This is a genomic window from Chitinophaga sp. 01L420 (genome assembly GCF_056399985.1).
This window is the reverse complement of the sequence record NZ_JBFTSK010000009.1, coordinates 51387-68330: the sequence shown is the minus strand read 5'-3', so window position 1 is coordinate 68330 and position 16944 is coordinate 51387. Positions and strand designations below refer to the sequence as shown.

18 protein-coding genes are annotated in these 16944 nt (G+C 46.2%); 9 read left to right on the top strand and 9 right to left on the bottom strand.

All coding sequences use genetic code 11. From position 1 onward, the window contains the following. Positions 1-114 precede the first annotated feature (114 nt). Both AC1DP6_RS11645 and AC1DP6_RS11640 read left to right on the top strand, forming a co-directional pair. Positions 115-963, top strand: coding sequence for a DUF899 domain-containing protein (locus AC1DP6_RS11645; RefSeq protein WP_477054952.1), 849 nt, complete (start codon positions 115-117; stop codon positions 961-963). Further along, positions 960-1292 (top strand): hypothetical protein, encoded by a 333-nt coding sequence (locus tag AC1DP6_RS11640; RefSeq protein WP_477054951.1) that lies wholly within the window; start codon positions 960-962, stop codon positions 1290-1292. Before AC1DP6_RS11645 ends, AC1DP6_RS11640 begins: the two co-directional genes overlap by 4 nt. Here the strand turns inward: AC1DP6_RS11640 and AC1DP6_RS11635 are convergent. Next, positions 1281-1799 (bottom strand): GNAT family N-acetyltransferase, encoded by a 519-nt coding sequence (locus AC1DP6_RS11635; protein ID WP_477026738.1) that lies wholly within the window; start codon positions 1797-1799, stop codon positions 1281-1283. The two genes, AC1DP6_RS11640 and AC1DP6_RS11635, sit on opposite strands and share 12 nt — an antisense overlap. Positions 1800-2012: 213 nt before the next feature. Between AC1DP6_RS11635 and AC1DP6_RS11630 the strand changes: the two genes are divergently transcribed. Together AC1DP6_RS11630 and AC1DP6_RS11625 are read left to right on the top strand one after the other, a co-directional pair. After that, positions 2013-4439, top strand: a complete 2427-nt coding sequence (locus AC1DP6_RS11630) for an ABC transporter permease (RefSeq protein ID WP_477054950.1) — start codon at positions 2013-2015, stop codon at positions 4437-4439. Between the two features lie 98 nt (positions 4440-4537). Continuing rightward, positions 4538-5704 (top strand): BamA/TamA family outer membrane protein, encoded by a 1167-nt coding sequence (locus tag AC1DP6_RS11625; protein ID WP_477054949.1) that lies wholly within the window; start codon positions 4538-4540, stop codon positions 5702-5704. Here AC1DP6_RS11625 and AC1DP6_RS11620 read toward each other — a convergent pair. Then, positions 5701-6717 carry a zinc-dependent alcohol dehydrogenase family protein gene (locus tag AC1DP6_RS11620; protein WP_477054948.1) on the bottom strand — a complete coding sequence of 339 codons (1017 nt, stop codon included), beginning with the start codon at positions 6715-6717 and terminating at the stop codon, positions 5701-5703. The two genes, AC1DP6_RS11625 and AC1DP6_RS11620, sit on opposite strands and share 4 nt — an antisense overlap. A 118-nt stretch (positions 6718-6835) precedes the next feature. On the opposite strand from AC1DP6_RS11620, the gene AC1DP6_RS11615 reads away from it, so the two are divergent. Further along, the gene (locus AC1DP6_RS11615) at positions 6836-7204 is read left to right on the top strand and encodes a winged helix-turn-helix transcriptional regulator (protein ID WP_477054947.1); all 369 of its coding nucleotides are present in this window, start codon (positions 6836-6838) and stop codon (positions 7202-7204) included. Between the two features lie 20 nt (positions 7205-7224). Here AC1DP6_RS11615 and AC1DP6_RS11610 read toward each other — a convergent pair whose 3' ends face one another. From AC1DP6_RS11610 to AC1DP6_RS11595, 4 genes are all read right to left on the bottom strand, one after another. Next, entirely contained in the window at positions 7225-7710 is a 486-nt protein-coding gene (locus AC1DP6_RS11610) for a hypothetical protein (RefSeq protein ID WP_477054946.1), read from the bottom strand. 36 nt (positions 7711-7746) lie between these two features. Continuing rightward, complete coding sequence (locus tag AC1DP6_RS11605; RefSeq protein WP_477054945.1) at positions 7747-8844, bottom strand: AI-2E family transporter; 1098 nt, start codon at positions 8842-8844, stop codon at positions 7747-7749. Positions 8845-8914: 70 nt separating this feature from the next. Next, positions 8915-9304 (bottom strand): hypothetical protein, encoded by a 390-nt coding sequence (locus AC1DP6_RS11600; RefSeq protein ID WP_477054944.1) that lies wholly within the window; start codon positions 9302-9304, stop codon positions 8915-8917. Between the two features lies 1 nt (position 9305). Continuing rightward, on the bottom strand, positions 9306-10727 hold the full coding sequence (locus tag AC1DP6_RS11595; protein ID WP_477054943.1) for an MFS transporter: 1422 nt from the start codon (positions 10725-10727) through the stop codon (positions 9306-9308). A gap of 88 nt (positions 10728-10815) precedes the next feature. Here AC1DP6_RS11595 and AC1DP6_RS11590 point away from each other — a divergent pair, with 88 nt between their 5' ends. Further along, entirely contained in the window at positions 10816-11682 is an 867-nt protein-coding gene (locus tag AC1DP6_RS11590; protein WP_477054942.1) for an AraC family transcriptional regulator, read from the top strand. 138 nt (positions 11683-11820) lie between these two features. Then, positions 11821-14220, top strand: coding sequence for an ABC transporter permease (locus AC1DP6_RS11585; RefSeq protein WP_477054941.1), 2400 nt, complete (start codon positions 11821-11823; stop codon positions 14218-14220). Here AC1DP6_RS11585 and AC1DP6_RS11580 read toward each other — a convergent pair. Beyond that, positions 14212-14673 (bottom strand): hypothetical protein, encoded by a 462-nt coding sequence (locus AC1DP6_RS11580; RefSeq protein ID WP_477054940.1) that lies wholly within the window; start codon positions 14671-14673, stop codon positions 14212-14214. The two genes, AC1DP6_RS11585 and AC1DP6_RS11580, sit on opposite strands and share 9 nt — an antisense overlap. Positions 14674-15008: 335 nt before the next feature. Here AC1DP6_RS11580 and AC1DP6_RS11575 point away from each other — a divergent pair, with 335 nt between their 5' ends. Continuing rightward, positions 15009-15578, top strand: a complete 570-nt coding sequence (locus AC1DP6_RS11575) for a Crp/Fnr family transcriptional regulator (protein ID WP_477054939.1) — start codon at positions 15009-15011, stop codon at positions 15576-15578. 5 nt (positions 15579-15583) lie between these two features. Here the strand turns inward: AC1DP6_RS11575 and AC1DP6_RS11570 are convergent, their stop codons facing one another. Beyond that, complete coding sequence (locus AC1DP6_RS11570; protein WP_477054938.1) at positions 15584-16057, bottom strand: hypothetical protein; 474 nt, start codon at positions 16055-16057, stop codon at positions 15584-15586. 108 nt (positions 16058-16165) lie between these two features. Here AC1DP6_RS11570 and AC1DP6_RS11565 point away from each other — a divergent pair, with 108 nt between their 5' ends. Next, complete coding sequence (locus AC1DP6_RS11565) at positions 16166-16609, top strand: hypothetical protein (protein ID WP_477054937.1); 444 nt, start codon at positions 16166-16168, stop codon at positions 16607-16609. Between the two features lie 59 nt (positions 16610-16668). Here the strand turns inward: AC1DP6_RS11565 and AC1DP6_RS11560 are convergent, their stop codons facing one another. Beyond that, a complete protein-coding gene (locus AC1DP6_RS11560) occupies positions 16669-16881 on the bottom strand; it encodes a hypothetical protein (RefSeq protein WP_477054936.1) in 213 nt (70 codons plus the stop codon). Between the last annotated feature and the right edge of the window lie 63 nt (positions 16882-16944).

Below are 16944 nucleotides of genomic sequence, written 5' to 3'. Positions count from 1 at the left end.
ACTACAAAAATAACCTTTTCCTGTGGCACAAATGCCCCCTAAATTCGGCGTGTTTGCACAGGTGATTTTTGGATTTAACAACTGAGATTTGTAAGACACAAAACGATAAAAATCATGAGTACAAACGTAACGACTGGTTTTAAACATAAAAGTGTTGAGCCCGGTCCCACTCCCAAAGTAGTATCTCACGAAGAATGGCAGGCTGCCAGAATAAAATTCCTGGAAAAAGAAAAACAATATACCCATCTCCGCGATGAGCTCACCCGGCAACGCATGGAACTCCCCTGGGAAAAAGTAGAAAAAGACTATGTCTTTGATGGTCCGGAAGGTAAAGTTAGTCTGTCCGACCTCTTTGACGGCCGAAGCCAGCTGATCATCCAGCATTTTATGTTTGGCCCCCATGAAACAATAGGTTGTGTAGGCTGCTCTTTTGCAGCAGATTCCATCAACGGTGTGCTGCCACACCTGGAACACCACGATGTTTCTATAGCAGTGATATCAAGAGCGCCTTTACCCGTGCTGGAAGCCTTTAAAAAACGTATGGGCTGGAATTTTAAATGGGTGTCTTCAGGCGGCAGTGATTTCAACTACGACTATCATGTATCCTTCCGGAAAGAAGACCTGGAAAAAGGAAAGGTATATTACAACTACGGTACCGTGGAAAACTTACCTACCCACCTGGAAGACCTGCAGGGTATCAGTTCTTTTTACAAAGACGAAGATGGCAATATCTACCATACTTATTCAACCTATGGCCGTGGCGGCGAATTACAGCTGGCTACTTACAACTACCTGGACATTGCACCACTGGGCCGTAATGAAAAAGGAGAAAACGGCGATCTGACAGCGTGGGTGCGCCATCACGACAAATACGATGAGAAAGGACATGTAGATAATACAGGCAGGTATCACGAAGACAAAACACCAGGTTCTTGTTGTAGCAGTGAAGAACATGCATCATGAAAACGAATTGTTCCTGCGGTGGCGCTACGGGCAGCGATCACCGCAAAACAACGGCTGCGCAGACCACAGGTCCGCTGACATTCCGGCAACGTATCGTTAAAACAGTGCGATGGTTACTACCGGGCATTACCCTCGCCCTGCTGCCGAAGTGCCCGATTTGTCTGGCTGCTTATGTGGCAATCGGTACTGGTGTCGGATTGTCTGTAACCGCTGCTACCTGGCTGCGGACAGGACTTGTGGTGTTGTGCATCGGGTCACTTGTGTACCTGGTATTGAACAAGGTACTGGTGGCATACAAACGGCCCAAACAAGGGCGATCATTGTCCTAATTCAATATTAAACAGCATCAGTTCATCCACCTCTCCTGGTGGTTGAATGGTGCCCTGTAATGTAAATCCAGAGCGCTTCAACAGGCGCACCGACCGGTGGTTATCCGGTTGTGTAATGGCAAACAAGCGGGGTAATTCCAACTGCTGCTTCGTATATGCCAGCGTAGCTGTAGCTGCTTCAAACGCATAACCCTGGCCTTCCGCCTCCGGCAAAAAAGCAAACCCCAGATCGGGTTGCTCCAGGTATCTTCTCTTAAACAGACCACAAATTCCAATAGGATTTCCTGTTTCTTTCAACACCACTACCCACGCACCATAGCCCTGCTCAGCATACAAACGTAACAGGTTATTCATAATGTACCGTTGCGCATCTGCCAGTGTTCTGATCTGCCGGTCGCCGATATACTGCAGCCAGGTAGGCGTATTCAGCAACTCCAGGACGAAGGCATCATCTGAGGCAGCAAAAGTGCGCAACTGTAACCGGGGCGTTTCAAATAAAACTTTCATGCAAACATTTTATTACGACTCCTTACAAAGTATAATTTTCCGGTGAAGTGAACAAATCATGCCTGATTACCCCGCTCAGAATTGAACGCCATTTGTGCAAAAACGGACATTTTCCTACCTTGATAAATTATAATGCATTGATTTTTAAACGCTCTATTTCTGGCATTACGTTAGCGATCCCCCTTAGTGGATTCATCATACTCTAAATTTAATATGCTTAAAAGCTACGTCCTTACTGCATTTCGTTTTCTTCAGAAAAACAGGTCTTTTAGCTTCATTAACATCTTCGGATTGGCTACCGGCACTGTATGTTGTTTATATATGCTACTGTATGTGCGGGAACAGTACAGCTATGATCAGCATTATAAACAGGCAGAAAACATTTACCGGGTTAATTCCTCCTTAAAAAGAGCGGGTGATGTGCACAACGCAGCCACCACTTCTCCTCCAATAGCACCGGCATTAAAGAACGACTTCAGCGAAATACAGCAGTATACCAGGATTTCCATTTCCATGTCGGACAACACACAGCTGCTGCATTACCAGGATAAAGCGATCTATGTGGCGCAGGGCGCCTACGTAGATTCTACCTTCTTCGATATCTTCACTTACCATTTTATCAACGGACAACCCTCCAGCGCTTTGTCCGGCCCCTATTCCGTAGTACTGTTACAGCCCATCGCGGAAAAACTATTTGGCAGTGCCGACCCTACCGGTAAAATTATCCGGATAGAAAATACCAGTGGCACACACGATTTTAAAGTAGATGGTGTAGTGGATGAAAGCCTGGGTAAATCGCATATCCACGCCAACCTGTTCTTTTCTATGAACAGCGGTGGTGTAGGTGATTTCATTCTTCAGAACGACTCCTGGGCCAGTAATAATTTTGTGTCGTCTTATGTAAAGCTGACACCGGAGAGCAATCCGGCCGCGCTGGAAAAAAAGTTGCCTGCTTTCCTGCAGCAGCATGGCGCACAACAATTAAAAAGTATAGGTATGGAAAAAGTGCTGCACCTGCAACCCATACAGGAAGTGCATACCAGCACTACGTATGACCTGGGCCTTGGCAAAACAGTAAGTACCCGTTTCCTGTACCTGTTGCTGTTGATCGCCGTGCTGATACAAGTGATTGCCTGCATCAATTTCATGAACCTATCTACGGCCCGTGCTTCTAAAAGAGCAAAAGAAGTAAGTATCCGTAAAGTCATGGGCGCCAAAAGAAATGACCTTATCAAACAGTTCCTGGGAGAATCCTTATTGCTATCGGCCATCGGTGTACTTATTGCGTTGCCCTTGCTGGCACTGGCACTCCCGTATCTGAATATGGTTACCCAGGCAGATGTGACCATGGACTTACTCACCGATTACCGCCTCTGGGTAATGATCGTTGCGCTGATTGTGGTGACAGGTCTTATCGCGGGCAGCTATCCTGCATTTTATCTTTCTGCTTTTAACAGTATTAATGTGATGAAAGGAAATTTCAGTAACCATATTTCTGCTGCAGGCATCCGGCGTTCGCTGGTGGTATTTCAGTTTGTATTGTCTATCGTACTCATCACCGGTATTATCACTATCTACAGCCAGTTAAACTATATTAAAAACAGGGACCTGGGTTTTGAAAAAGACCAACAGCTGGTGCTTAGCTTTCATACCCAGGATGCCAAAAGCAAGATGACCGGCCTGGCTACTGCATTGCGGCAGCTGCCGGAAATAAAAGCAGCGGGCAGGTCTAACAACTACCCCAGCCAGTTTGTGTTTAATGATGTACACATATACGCGGCTGGCGCCAACGTCAACGATGCCGTGGAAACGCAGTTCATGCTTACCGATGAGAATTTCTCTAAGTCCATGAGCATACCACTCGTTGCCGGCAGGGATTTCCGCTCATCAGACTCCGACCGCGTGCTGATCAATGAAACCATGGCGCGGCAGCTCGGACTAAAGCCGGAAACGGCAGCAGGGCAGCGCATCTTCTCTCAATCTGCAGAAGCAAGTGCCCCGGTCAGTTTTGAAATAGCAGGGGTGATGAAAGATTTTAACTATAATTCCCTGCACGATAATGTAAGACCGTTCATGCTGATGTATGATACGGATCCTGCAGACTTCTCCCATATTATCATCAACAGTAACAGCAAGAATTACAAAGCACTGCTGGGCAAAATATCGGCTACCTGGAAAAGCTTTCTGCCCAATGTACCTTTTGAGTATGTATTCCTGGATGAAGCGGTACAACAGCAGTACGAAACGGAAATAACCCTTTCCCGTATCATTAACTACTTCACCCTCATTGCGATATTGATTTCCTGCCTGGGTTTATTCGGGCTCGCTGCTTTCAGCGCAGAGCAAAGGAGAAAAGAGATTGGTATCCGCAAGGCATTGGGTGCCAGTGTAACCGGTATCGTTAGATTATTGTCCGGTGATTTCCTCAAACTGGTGTTGATTGCCTTACTCATTGCCACACCTATTGCCTGGTATGCCATGAACCAATGGTTGTCGGCATATGCCTATCGGATCACTATACAGTGGTGGATGTTTGCAGGAGCGGGATTCCTCGCCGCCTTCATCGCCCTTATTACGGTAAGCTTTCAGGCTATCCGGGCAGCCCTGGTGAATCCCGTAAAAAGCCTGCGTGCAGAATAGTTTCTGGCACTGCACCGAACAAAAGCATAAACGGCATGTTTAATGAAATATAGAAAGACCATCGGGGAACCAACCGATGGTCTTTTAAATTTCTGAACGTGATCTATACTCCAAAATATCCATATCGCCCCTTCCTGCTTATCCTGTTGTTGAGCTGTATTTATTTCCCATCCCGGGCTCAAACAGACACCACTCACACTACAGACACCACCCGCACGAAGGAACCTTCTAAATTTGATCGCTTCAACAAAAAGGCAGAAGCCCTTTTTAAGATCATCCCAGTGCCTCTCTACTCCTATACAACAGAAGCCGGGCATATTTTCGGGCTGGCAAAATATAACCTGTTACATTTTTCTAAAAAAGATACCATCTCAAAACCTTCCAGGTTATCGGAAGTCTTTACCCTATCCACCAATGGCCGCATCAATGCTTCTATTTCTACCGAAATGGTGCTGAAGGAAAACAAGTATGTGATCATGGCCTATATCAATTACAAAAAGCAACCGGAATTTATTTATGGTATTGGCAATGATATCTCTAAAAATATTTTCGAAGAAGTGCAGTACAGCCGTTTCCAGTTCTCTGCCACGGCGTTGCAGCAATGGTTCAAAAACTTTTATGCCGGGGCTGCTGTCACGGTATCGGATTACTTCAGCATACAACCGGATAGCAACAGCTTCCTGATCCGGGACAATGTACCTGGGCTGAAAGGTGGGCTGACAGTAGGTGTGGGTCTTTCTACGGCCTACGACAGCCGGGATAGCCGCTACAATCCTTCGAAAGGGGCGTATGCTATTGGCACGGTGCTGTTTCATCCGGCCTTCCTGGGCAGTGCCTACCAATTCACCCGACTCGATATAGATCTGCGTAAATATTTCAATCCCTGGCTGAAACATGTGATTGCCTTACAGGCTACCACTTCCTATACTGACGGGGATGTACCTTTTTATGAGCTGGCAGAAATGGGAGGCGACAACAAAATGCGGGGTTACTACATGGGCGCCTACCGGGATAATGTATTGGTAGATGCCCAGGTAGAATATCGCGCCCCTATCTGGAACATTTTTGGTGCCACTGCCTGGGCGGGTACCGGCCGCGTAGCCAACAGCTACAGCGACTTATCGCTCGACGGCTTCCACCTTTCCTACGGTCTCGGACTACGTATCCGTGTGGACAGTAAAAATAATACCAACCTGCGTTTCGATATGGGCTTCGGTCCTGAAGGCTGGCAGGGCTTCTATATTAATTTCGCCGAAGCATTCTAAAGCGCAGTATGATCAATCACCACTTTGCCAAAGTATTTGCCTTGCATATAATAAGTAAATGCTGCTGCTGCTTCGTTGAAATGGAAAACGCGATCTATCACCGGCTTTACCTTATTTACGGTGATGACTTTACTCATTTCTGTAAACTGCGCCTTACTGCCGATGGCCACGGGTCTTACGTTTACCATGCCGTACAGGATAAGGTTGATGTTAAATAACGTAGGTTCGTTGGCCACACTGCCAATCATAGCGACTTCTCCATTCATGGCTGTGGAGCGGATTGATTTTTCTGCGGTACCTGCGCCACCTACTTCTACCACATGATCTACGCCCTGACCACCCGTCAGCTCACGTACTACCAGGTGCCAGTCGGGTTGAGTCACATAATTAATGACTTCATCTGCACCAAGGGCTTTCAATTTTGCTGCTTTTTCTTCTCCGGAAGTAGTAGCGATAACGCGGGCACCTGCTACCTTAGCCAGTTGTAATGCAAATAATGATACGCCACCGGAACCCAGTGTCAACACTGTTTCACCAGCTACCAGTCCCCGACCGCCTGTAAGTGCATTCCAGGCAGTTAAGCCGGCACAGGGCAATGCTGCTGCTTCTATATAAGATAAGTGAGAAGGTATCTGCAATACGGCATTTTCAGGTAGCACCGCATATTGGGTTAACATGCCGTTCATCGATCCGCCCAGCTGTGCGGCATATTCCAAAGCAAAAGGGCCATCTACCCATTCAGGGAACACATGTCCCATAACGCGATCACCAATTTTTACCCGGGTAACAGCATCGCCAATCCCCACCACTTCACCGGCGCCATCGCATAGCGGGATCACATCCGGCCTTACAGGCAACGGATAAAATCCTTTCAGGATCATGATTTCGCGATAGTTGAGTGAGCTGGCTTTCACCTGGATCAGCACTTCGTTGGGCCCAGGAGTTGGTATCTGATATTCTTTCAGGGTAAGTCCGGATAATCCTGCACCTAAGTTTACATGGTAGCTTGTCATAAATACTTTTTTTATCGTATATCCATTACGGATATGAATACAAATGTCCGTTGGTATCTTTACTTTTACAATAACGAACAAAAATGTTCGGGTCTGGTGAAAACGTAAAAAGTGACCTATGAGAAAGGAACAATCTACCAATTTTGAAAACAGGCAGAAGATCATTGCCGCCTGCCCCATTTCTTATACACTGGCGCTCATTGAAGGGCGGTGGAAGCCGATGATATTGCACCAGCTGTTTTCCGGTGTTTGCCGGTACGGTGAAATCAAGAAAGCCATTCCTATTATTACAGAGCGGATGCTGACAGCGGAGTTAAAGGAGCTGGAGCTGCGGGAGCTGCTGCATCGCATCCCTTATGAGGAGGCAACGCTGAAAGTAGAATATCGTTTAACGGAACGTGGCGAATCTCTCCGGATGGTATTTCAACAGTTGTGGCAATGGGGTAAATCGGATAAAGCGGTACATGCAACGGCGCTTGTGAAGTAATCGTGTCACCGGCTTGATAGTTATTCGTCTTCCCCTGCTAACCTCTTCAACTGTTGCTGGTAGTCATATTGCAGGTCTTCGTGCTGCCCGGCAATCACCTTCCCGATTTTTTTCAGTTGTTGCTCATAGAGGTTATTTAATTGAACACTATAGGAAGATAACAGACCTGCCAGTTTCATTTTAGTACAGAAATAGATCAGGAGTTCTGCTTCGGCCTGTTTGGAGCCGGTATAGCGTATATGCTTATTCGTTATGCGTAGTATTTTTCTCAACCGCTTTTTGGCATGGTATAATTTATCGCCGGCCATTTCTGCAAACCCGTTATCTATCTCCGCTTTTACAGATTCCACATATCCTTGTTCGTTGTGTGCCTCAAACATCAGATAGGTAAGCAGCTCTTTATTATCGTTTTTATATTTGGCCAGTCGCAGGCACAGGGCCGCCAGTTCTGCCGGCGCCAGTGTATTCAGTTCTTTTTTTATTTCGCTGATAGTAGCAGCTTTCATAATTTATGGATCGGATGATTTCCGCGAAGTTACTATCTATTCTGCAGCATGCACTGTCTCTTTACGTTCCGTACCATCTTTACGTTCCAGCCAGGAATTGAAAATAGTATAGAAAACTGCCACAATAATGGCGCCTTTAAACATGCCCGTAAAGCCCCAGGCAGCCACGCCACCTATTACCCCTATAAACAGCACCAGGAAAGGCAGTTTACCACTTCTGGCTATCAGCACGGGTTTCAGAATAGCTTCTCCTATCAGGATGCCAGCGCCGTAAATGGCCAGGAAGATGGTCATACCAGGATGTCCCTGTGTGGCCATCCAGATGGTCAGCGGCACCCAAACTACGAGCGGTCCTATCTGTATCACCACCAGGAAAAATATCAGGGCTGCCAGTCCCAATGCGAATGGAATCCCCGCAATAGTGAGTCCTATCCAGGCTACCACGGCAGTTATAAATGCAGTCCCCATTACACCGATAGATACCCCTTTCACTGCCATAGTGGTGGCATTCAGCAGATCGGCGCCATCCTTACGGCCCAGCAGATGCTGTGCTGCCGCCCTGATAGGCCTGACTGCCTTTTCACCACCTACCAGGAAAAAGGCGGAGATGATGATGCCAATGATCAGTTGTACGGCTGTTCCTAAAATACCGGCCCCGCTGCTTACCACATGATTCAGCACCATCCTCACGGGCTGCTCATGTGTATTCAATGTTTCTTTGGGGCTTTCCTGCAAATGCTGCCAGAATGCATTGATTTCTGCTCCTACATAAGGTAAATTCACCACCCAGGCCGGTAATGGCGGCAATCCGTTCTCCCGTACATCCTTTATCCAATGCAGCGAATCCCGTATATGCGAGCTCATCTCCGCAATAATATAGGTAACCGGTAAAGCAATGATGGCCACCAGCACAATAGCATATATTGTAGCTGCCAGTTTCCTCCGTCCCCCAAACCAACGCACCATCTTCTCAAACAGTGGATGAAAAGAAACAGAGAAGATCAACGCAAAGGTGAGCACCCCAAAAAATAAATGCAATACCTGGTAGAGTGCCAGCAGCAACGCCAGCAATAGCAACAGTACCAGGATGGACTCAATCATATTTCTCGAAGCTGGCCGGAGGTGATTGTTCATACCGCGATTTTTTAAACAAGGAATGGGCTTACTTCATAAATATAAGATTCCTTATTTAGTTAACCGGCAACTATATCCAGGTTTCCTGCAAATGCCGCCACTGTAAGCTATTATCCTCTCCCGAAATAAATAATACACTGGACATTCTGTTGTTGATAATGCCCGCTGCTTCCTGTGTTTCCCGGTAGGTGATCACCATCACCTGGTCCGTTATAAAACGGGTGATTACCTCCGTAGCCGCTGTCACAAAATCCGGCCGCTTACCATATACCAATGGCAGCCATGCCACCAGGTCGGCGTATGTTTTTACGCTGCCATCCGGCGTTACCATCGTAAAGTCCGGGTGCAGACGTTGTAATACCTCATGGGCCGCATCGGCAGGAATAGTGCCTCTGAACCATTTACTGATAGCATCATTAAAATCATGAATCTCCTGTTGTGCACGTGTGTTAAAATCCATTTTATATTTTTATTTTATTAAGTCGAAATGTTAGTATAAATGCCAGCAGATATACGCCTGTCAGGCAACTCAGCGCCACCACAAAAGCAGTCCTGAAAGAACCGCCGCTGCTCAGCATACTGAAAAATACAGTGCCTATAACGGCAACGCCTACTGCGCTGCCCATTTGTATGGCCGTACTGACCACACCTGCCGCCATGCCGGCCTTTTCCTTCATTACCGGCGCGAGGGTAATACGTACCAGCGATGGCAACACAATGCCGTGGCCTATTCCCGCCAGCAACAACCCACTATACAATAAAATTCCAGGTATTGCCTGTAGAGAGACACTTACGATGACCATACCAAAACCCAACGCCAGCAAGGCCAGCGCCAATAATACAATAGCATTGCCCAGGTGCCGCGCCAGCAACGGACTGCTAAACGGCCCGAGGAAGAATCCGGCGGCATAAGGTAATACCGCCATGCCGGCCCTCAGCACATCGTATTGCAACCCATTCTGCAGGTACACCGGGTACACCATGAAAAAAGCGGCGGTAGCATTAAATAGAAAGATGATACCCAACCCGGTCACAAAGTGCCGGTCGCTGAATAACACCAGGTCTACCAGCGGATCTTTATACCGCGACACCGCTCTTTTTTCGGTGCGTATGAATAGCCACAACACCGGCACTGCCATACCCATGGCGGCAAACACCCACCATGGCCAGCCGGCCTCTCTCCCTGCAATGAGTGGATAAATCAACAGAAACAGCACCCCGGAAATCAGGAACATCCCCGGAATATCCAGTGCTGGCCGTTTCAAATGGCGTGTTTCCGGCAATACAAAAAAAGCCAGCAATATGGTGAGCAACCCCACCGGTATATTGATCATAAACACCGATTCCCAGGTAAATCCAAATGGCTTTACACGCATCAGCACTCCACCCAACAGTTGCCCCGCAATAGATGCCAAACCGAAAGTAGCGCCGAAAAGTCCCATCGCCTTCGCCTGTTCTGCCGGGGGAAAAATAATCCGGATAGAAGACAGTACTTGTGGCGCCAGCACCGCCGCTGCCAGGCCTTGTACCGTCCGCGCTGCTATCAGCAGGTGAATATTGGACGACACCCCACATACCGCGGAAGATATGGTAAACAACAGCATACCTGCGATAAACATCCGTTTTCTGCCGTAAATATCTCCCAGTCGCCCACCCGTTACCACCAGCACCGCATAGGTAGCGCCATAAGCCACCACCACAAATTGCAGCTGCCCGGCACTGGCATGTAACCCCGCTTTAATGGCCGGCAACGCTACATTTACAATAAAGAAATCCAATGGCGATAAAAATGCGCCCATCAGCAACACCATCAACGCCAGCCATCTCCGGGGATAAGCCTCCACCGCTGGTGTTGACGGCGCTCCCCTTAACATTGCATCCATACCCTCTGTTTATTTATAAGTGCAAAGGACGACCAGACCGCCGGAAAATAAATTGTACGCTGAGAGGTTTGTACTGTACTTTTGCAGGATGGCAACAAAAGACATCGGACAACCGATTGAGATCTTATTGCAGGAAAAAGAAGCGTCGCTGTATGCACCAAGAAACCGTCATTTTTTTGAGCTGATATACATACAGGAAGGAAAAGGCATACAGTGGGTGAATGGCAATACGTATAAGTACAATAAGGGTAAAATATTTTTCCTGATTCCGGAAGACAAACACAAACTTTACATGGAAACACGCACCCGGTTTGTGTCTATTCGCTTTTCCGAAGGGTCGTTACTGCAACTGAAAAATGAGGCAGAACAAATAGAGTATTGTGACTGGATGAAAAAAACGGAATACATCTTCCATAACTATCATGCAAAAGCAGGCTGTTTATTCAGGGATAAAAACGATGAAACATTTGCACTGGCGCTGATGGAAGGAATGATACGGGAACAACAACAGCAAGGCACCGGCTATTTACTCATCATCCGGCAATCTGTTACCATCCTGTTTAACCTCATTGCCCGCAACCTGCTGATGACAGAAGCGGCCGACCCCGTGCAAAAAAACAGCAAGCCATCTGTGATGAAAATCATCAGCTATCTGCAACAATATATTCATCAGCCGGCATTATTGAAAATGCCGGTAATCGCGCAAACGTTTAACATATCTGTCAATTATCTCGGTGAATATTTTTCCAGAAACTATGGTAAAAGTATACAGGAATACCTGATAGATTATAAACTCAAATTAATTGAAACCCGGTTGTTGTACAGTGATATGCGCATCAACGAAATAGCCGCAGAGATGAACTTTACCGATGAAAGCCATCTTTCCAGGATCTTTAAAAGATACCGCGGCATGACGCCGGGCGCCTACCGGAAGCAACACCGGCAGGTGGTGTAGAGGATCCGATACCGGACAAAAGTGTTCGAAAACGGACATTCCCGGTAAACAGTCTTCTCTCAAACATACGTTGGCAGCGGCATTGTTAAATGGCAGCTTTCTTGTAACCAGGAAGCCATTCAATTAAACGAAGTAGACATGTTCAAAAACTATCTGAAAATCGCCTGGCGCAATCTCAGGAAAGACAAGTTTTACACCGTCATCAATATTCTGGGCCTGGCCCTGGCTACGGCGGCGTTCCTGTTTATCGTCAATTACGTGAGGTTTGAATATAGCTATGAAAATTTTTATAAAAAAGCGGATGATCTTTACCGCATTACACTCGACAACTACAAAGGGAATGAATATATAACGACTGATTGTGAAACCCATCCGGCGCTGGGCCCTACCATCAAAAAACAAATGCCGGAAGTAGTAGACTATGTGCGGGTAGAGCATATGGAAGAAATTCCCACTGTAAAATCCAATGGGAAAGTTTTCAAGATAGATAATGCATATGCAGTGGACCATTCTATGTTCACTGTTTTCAATTATGATTTTATAGAAGGCAATGCTGCCACAGCACTGACAGCGCCTATGCAGGCCGTCATCACGCAATCACTGGCCCAGCGCATGTTTGGCCATGAAACAGCCGTGGGCAAACTATTACAGGACGGTGACTGGACTTATACTATCACCAGCGTAATAAAAGATATACCTTCCAATACCCATTTAAAATTTGACCTGCTTATATCCTTCACTTCTTTAATCAGCCGGGGTATCGACATGCAGGGTTGGAACGGCAATAATAATTACACTTATGTGCAGCTGGTACCACATGCTGATCTTGCCGCATTTAATAAAAAGCTGCTGCAACTCTCCAAAGAAAAACTAAGGATGGATAGGTACAAGGCGGAACCTATGAAAGATATCCATCTCCTCTCACATAAATCTTTTGAACCTGAAGAAAACGGCGATCTGAAAACAGTACAGTTCATGCTGGTGATTGCCGTACTGGTATTATTGGTAGGATCTGTTAACTACGTAAACCTTACCACCGCCCGGGCTGCCGACAGAACGAAAGAAACTGGTATGCGCAAAGCCCTGGGCTCCTCCCGGATTTCGCTGGTAAAGCAATTCATGACAGAAACCGTGCTGATAAATTTGCTATCGCTGGCCCTGGCATTAGTACTGATAGAAGTATTGCTGCCGGCATATGTGCAACTGACAGGCCGGCCGATTACAGTAGATTTTTTCCATTCTTCCTTTTTCTGGTTCACCGCCGCCGCATTATTTGTATTCAACTGTGTGTTATCCGGACTGTATCCGGCGCTGGTGTTGTCCGCTGTTAAACCGGTGACTGTGACCCGGAAATCCTTCACCGCTTCTTCCGGTAGCATTTTATTCAGAAGAATCCTGGTAGTGGGACAATTCTCTGCGGCCTTAATTGTATTGTCTGCTTCACTGATCGTTTTCCGGCAACTCTCTTACATGCGGAGTCAGGATCTGGGACTGAGCACCGATCAGACACTGATACTCAGAGCGCCAAGTGGACAAGGAAAAATAATGGATTCCATCCGCCGCCAGCAAAGCAAAGCTTTCCTCAACAATGTATCACAACTACCACAGGTAGAAAACATTACGGCCGCAGAAGCAATGCCGGGAGCCAGTTTACATGATCTCTCCACCACCACTGGTGTGAGCCAGCTGGGCTCCGACAAAGGGCTTAACTATACTTTCTATGCTTATGGGGTAGATGAAAATTTTCTCCCGGTAATGAATATAAAACTATTGGCAGGAAATAATTTCAAGCGTGTTCCCAACTATGATGAAATGATTCTCAGCAGAGAAGCCTGTCGTTTGTTCGGCTTCAGTAGACCCCAGGACGCCATCGGAAAAAAGCTCACGTTATCCTGGACCAGTTTGGGCTACAGCACCATCATTGGCGTAGTAGAAGATTATCATCAGCAATCGTTAAAAGGCGCCATTCTCCCCATGATACACTGGTACCGCAACAATGGAGGTACCTTCTATGCCGCTAAATTAAATAGTGGAAATATTAAGCAGACATTGGCGAAGATGCAGTTGCTCTGGCAGGAACAGTATCCCGAATATCCGTTTGAATATCATTTCTTCAATGAATTATTTGATGAGCAATACAAGGCAGATCAGCAATTTGGCAAGATCGTGGAAATATTTTCTTTCTTCACCCTGTTCATTACCTGCTTAGGCATATTGGGACTCACTGCTTACAACATCACCAAACGCAGCAAGGAAATAGGTATCCGCAAAGTGCTGGGCGCATCTGTAAGTAGTATTGTAAACCTGTTATCGAAAGATTTTGTTAAACTGGTAGCCATCGCCATCCTCATCGCCACCCCACTCACCTGGTACACCATGAACCGCTGGCTGCAGGACTACGCGTACCGCATACAAATACAGTGGTGGATGTTTGCCATTGCGGGACTACTCACCATGTGCATTGCCCTGCTCACCGTAAGCATACAGTCTATTAAAGCTGCGATGGCCAATCCCGTTAAATCGTTGAAGTCAGATTGATGTTAGCGACAAACGCATAAACTTCACTACTTCTTCATTCACATCTTCCGGCAGTAACATCCGGAAATGATGGTTCACCTGATGGGCATCTCCTGGTACGGGTGCTATTTTCTGAAAACACAGATTATCCGTATAGGCTTTCTTAAACGGGAAAACGATATGCACAAAACTTTTTCCCAGTTGTGTTATCCAGGCCACCCGTCGGTCATCTATACCGATCCCCAACATAGATTTGGTAGGATATAGATAAACCTTATCCAATTTTTCATACTGCGCTATGAAGTGATATAGGAGCGCCAGCGTGGCAGGCGTTTTCCCGGCGATAAATGCTTTTACAGCAGGGTCTTTGGTCGTATCGAGGATAGAGGTAGGCATCTCTTTTTTTGCCCGGGAAGTTAGTAAAAAAATGAATAAGCCGGCCTTGCCCATAGCAGAATGATCAACACCGCGCATGTCCATCTTTTTATATTCATAACGGGATTTATTTTCTTACCGGAATCTGATTATTATAAATACCTTTTCCTTTAAACCAACGTGCAGCCTGCCCTGTTAACCACAGGTAATAATCACTGCCCAGCTCATTTTCTATACCCGTAATGTGCGAGTGATAATATATAGCCGTACAACCGGTTTTTGTATTTATCAAACAACCCGTTAAAAACGTCCATATCAATATATAACACGCCTGAAGCCGGCATATAAAATCAATATAGACTAAAGATAATATTTTTTTAAGAGGGTGTATGTATGTAAGGAAATCACCTATCTTTCTGCAAAAATATTACCCGTTGACAGAACTAGCACAATACATTAATGGCTACTTTGGTGTGCCGAAAGAAGAGATCGCCAGCATCACTTCCTTTTTTCAACTCACTACACTGGCAAAAGGAGAATACTTTCTGAAGGCCGGCCGCGTATGTGATAAATTGAGTTTTCATAAATCCGGATTGCTCCGGATCTATGCTACCACAGCAGAGAAAGAAATCACACAATGGATTTCTTCCCAGGGATATTTTGTAACTGATCTTGCAGGCATCATCTTCGACAAACCTTCTAAATGGAATATCGTGGCATTAGCGGATTGCGAATTTTATACGATCGACAAAAAGGATTATAACAATATAGGACAGCATCTTCCTCAATGGCACCTGCTGGAAAAGCTGTTCATCGCACGTTGTTTTAACCTGATGGAAGACCGGGTTTTCAACCTGCTGTCCATGACAGCGGAGCAACGATACAAAGCCATGCAGGAGCAGCACGGCGAGCTGTTTAACCAGGTACCACTGCAATACCTTGCTTCTATGATGGGGATGACGCCTGAAACACTGAGCCGGCTGCGTAGAAAAGCTCAGCTGTAACGTTGTTAAGCTTGAAAGTGACCTTCATCAATGGGTTTTGGAAGCGGACAATACTCGTTTACCCATTGCCGTACCTGTTGTTCGTTCACATTGAGTGCCGTAAGAAAAATAGACGTGTCTCTTTTCTTATCCCAGCTTTTAATCATTAAAAAACGTTGATCCTGGGTATCACCACTTGTATTTGCGCATATTGTCACCGTTCGAAAGCTCAGCACCGCGTCCCAGGTCCATACTTGCTTTTGGTAATAAATACCGGTGGCATCAATCTTCATCACGGATTGATTACGCCATAAGCCTACCCAAAAATGTAAGCTTACAAATAAAAGGATCCCAGCCATACCTGCTCCTCCCAAAAAAATAAAGGGATAGTCAAAACGGCGAATGTTGCACAGTAAAAGGATCACGCCCAGGGTCGACAATGAACCACAAAGAATAAGATCTACTTTAGGATACTTGATGTGAATAGCGGCTGCGGGCATCAGGAATAAGGTTTTCAGGATTGGGCTTTCAACACTTCCATCGGGTTATGATGTATCTTTACAAATGTAAATATACACTTTATCACTTCTTCTAAAAATACCTGCCACATGAAAACAATCAGGATTTTCGAATACATTGATTTCCTCGACTGCTTCGTAGTGAACCCTGCCTACAAAAAAATGGCGGACTACCTGGGTCTTACAGAGTGGAATGAAGTAGTGTGGATAGGTCGTTACTTTGCGTTGGACAACGATAATGGCGAACATTGGTTCGATAACCAGGAACAAAGAGATCAGCTGGAAGCGAAAGCAAAAGAAGTAGGCATCGCCGCCCAGGATTTACTCATCATTGATCCGGATCGGTTTAAGAATAACTTGGATGGCCCCTGTCATACACCAGCAGAAAGAGTGCTCTTCTGGCGGGATGTATTACGGTCGCTGGAACTAAGTAAGGAACTGCTTTTTAGCGAAGCGAGAAAATTCAATGCAGAAAGAGCCGGGGAGGATGACTTCATCGAAGACCTGGAAAACAGGATACGTGAATATGCCTGAGGCATTCGTCCTGCAATTTCAGCATAGGAGCCCGAAACTGCAGGGCATCTGCCTATCTGCTAATCTTTTTTCTTACCGGCCACCAGCAACACTACACCTGCTATTGCCACCAACCCACCCGCATAGGTAGGCCAGCCAATCCACTTATTTTCTTTCTTATTAATTTCAACAGGGCCTATATCGACCACTTTCTTTTCTGTTTGAACAGAGAACCCTCTGAAAACGATCATTGCGATACCCGCAACAATCAGGATGATGCCAAGTACTTTCATAATCAGTATGTTTACCAACATACCGGCAATCCACGTGCCATAGCCAGTAGGGCCTATTTCAGC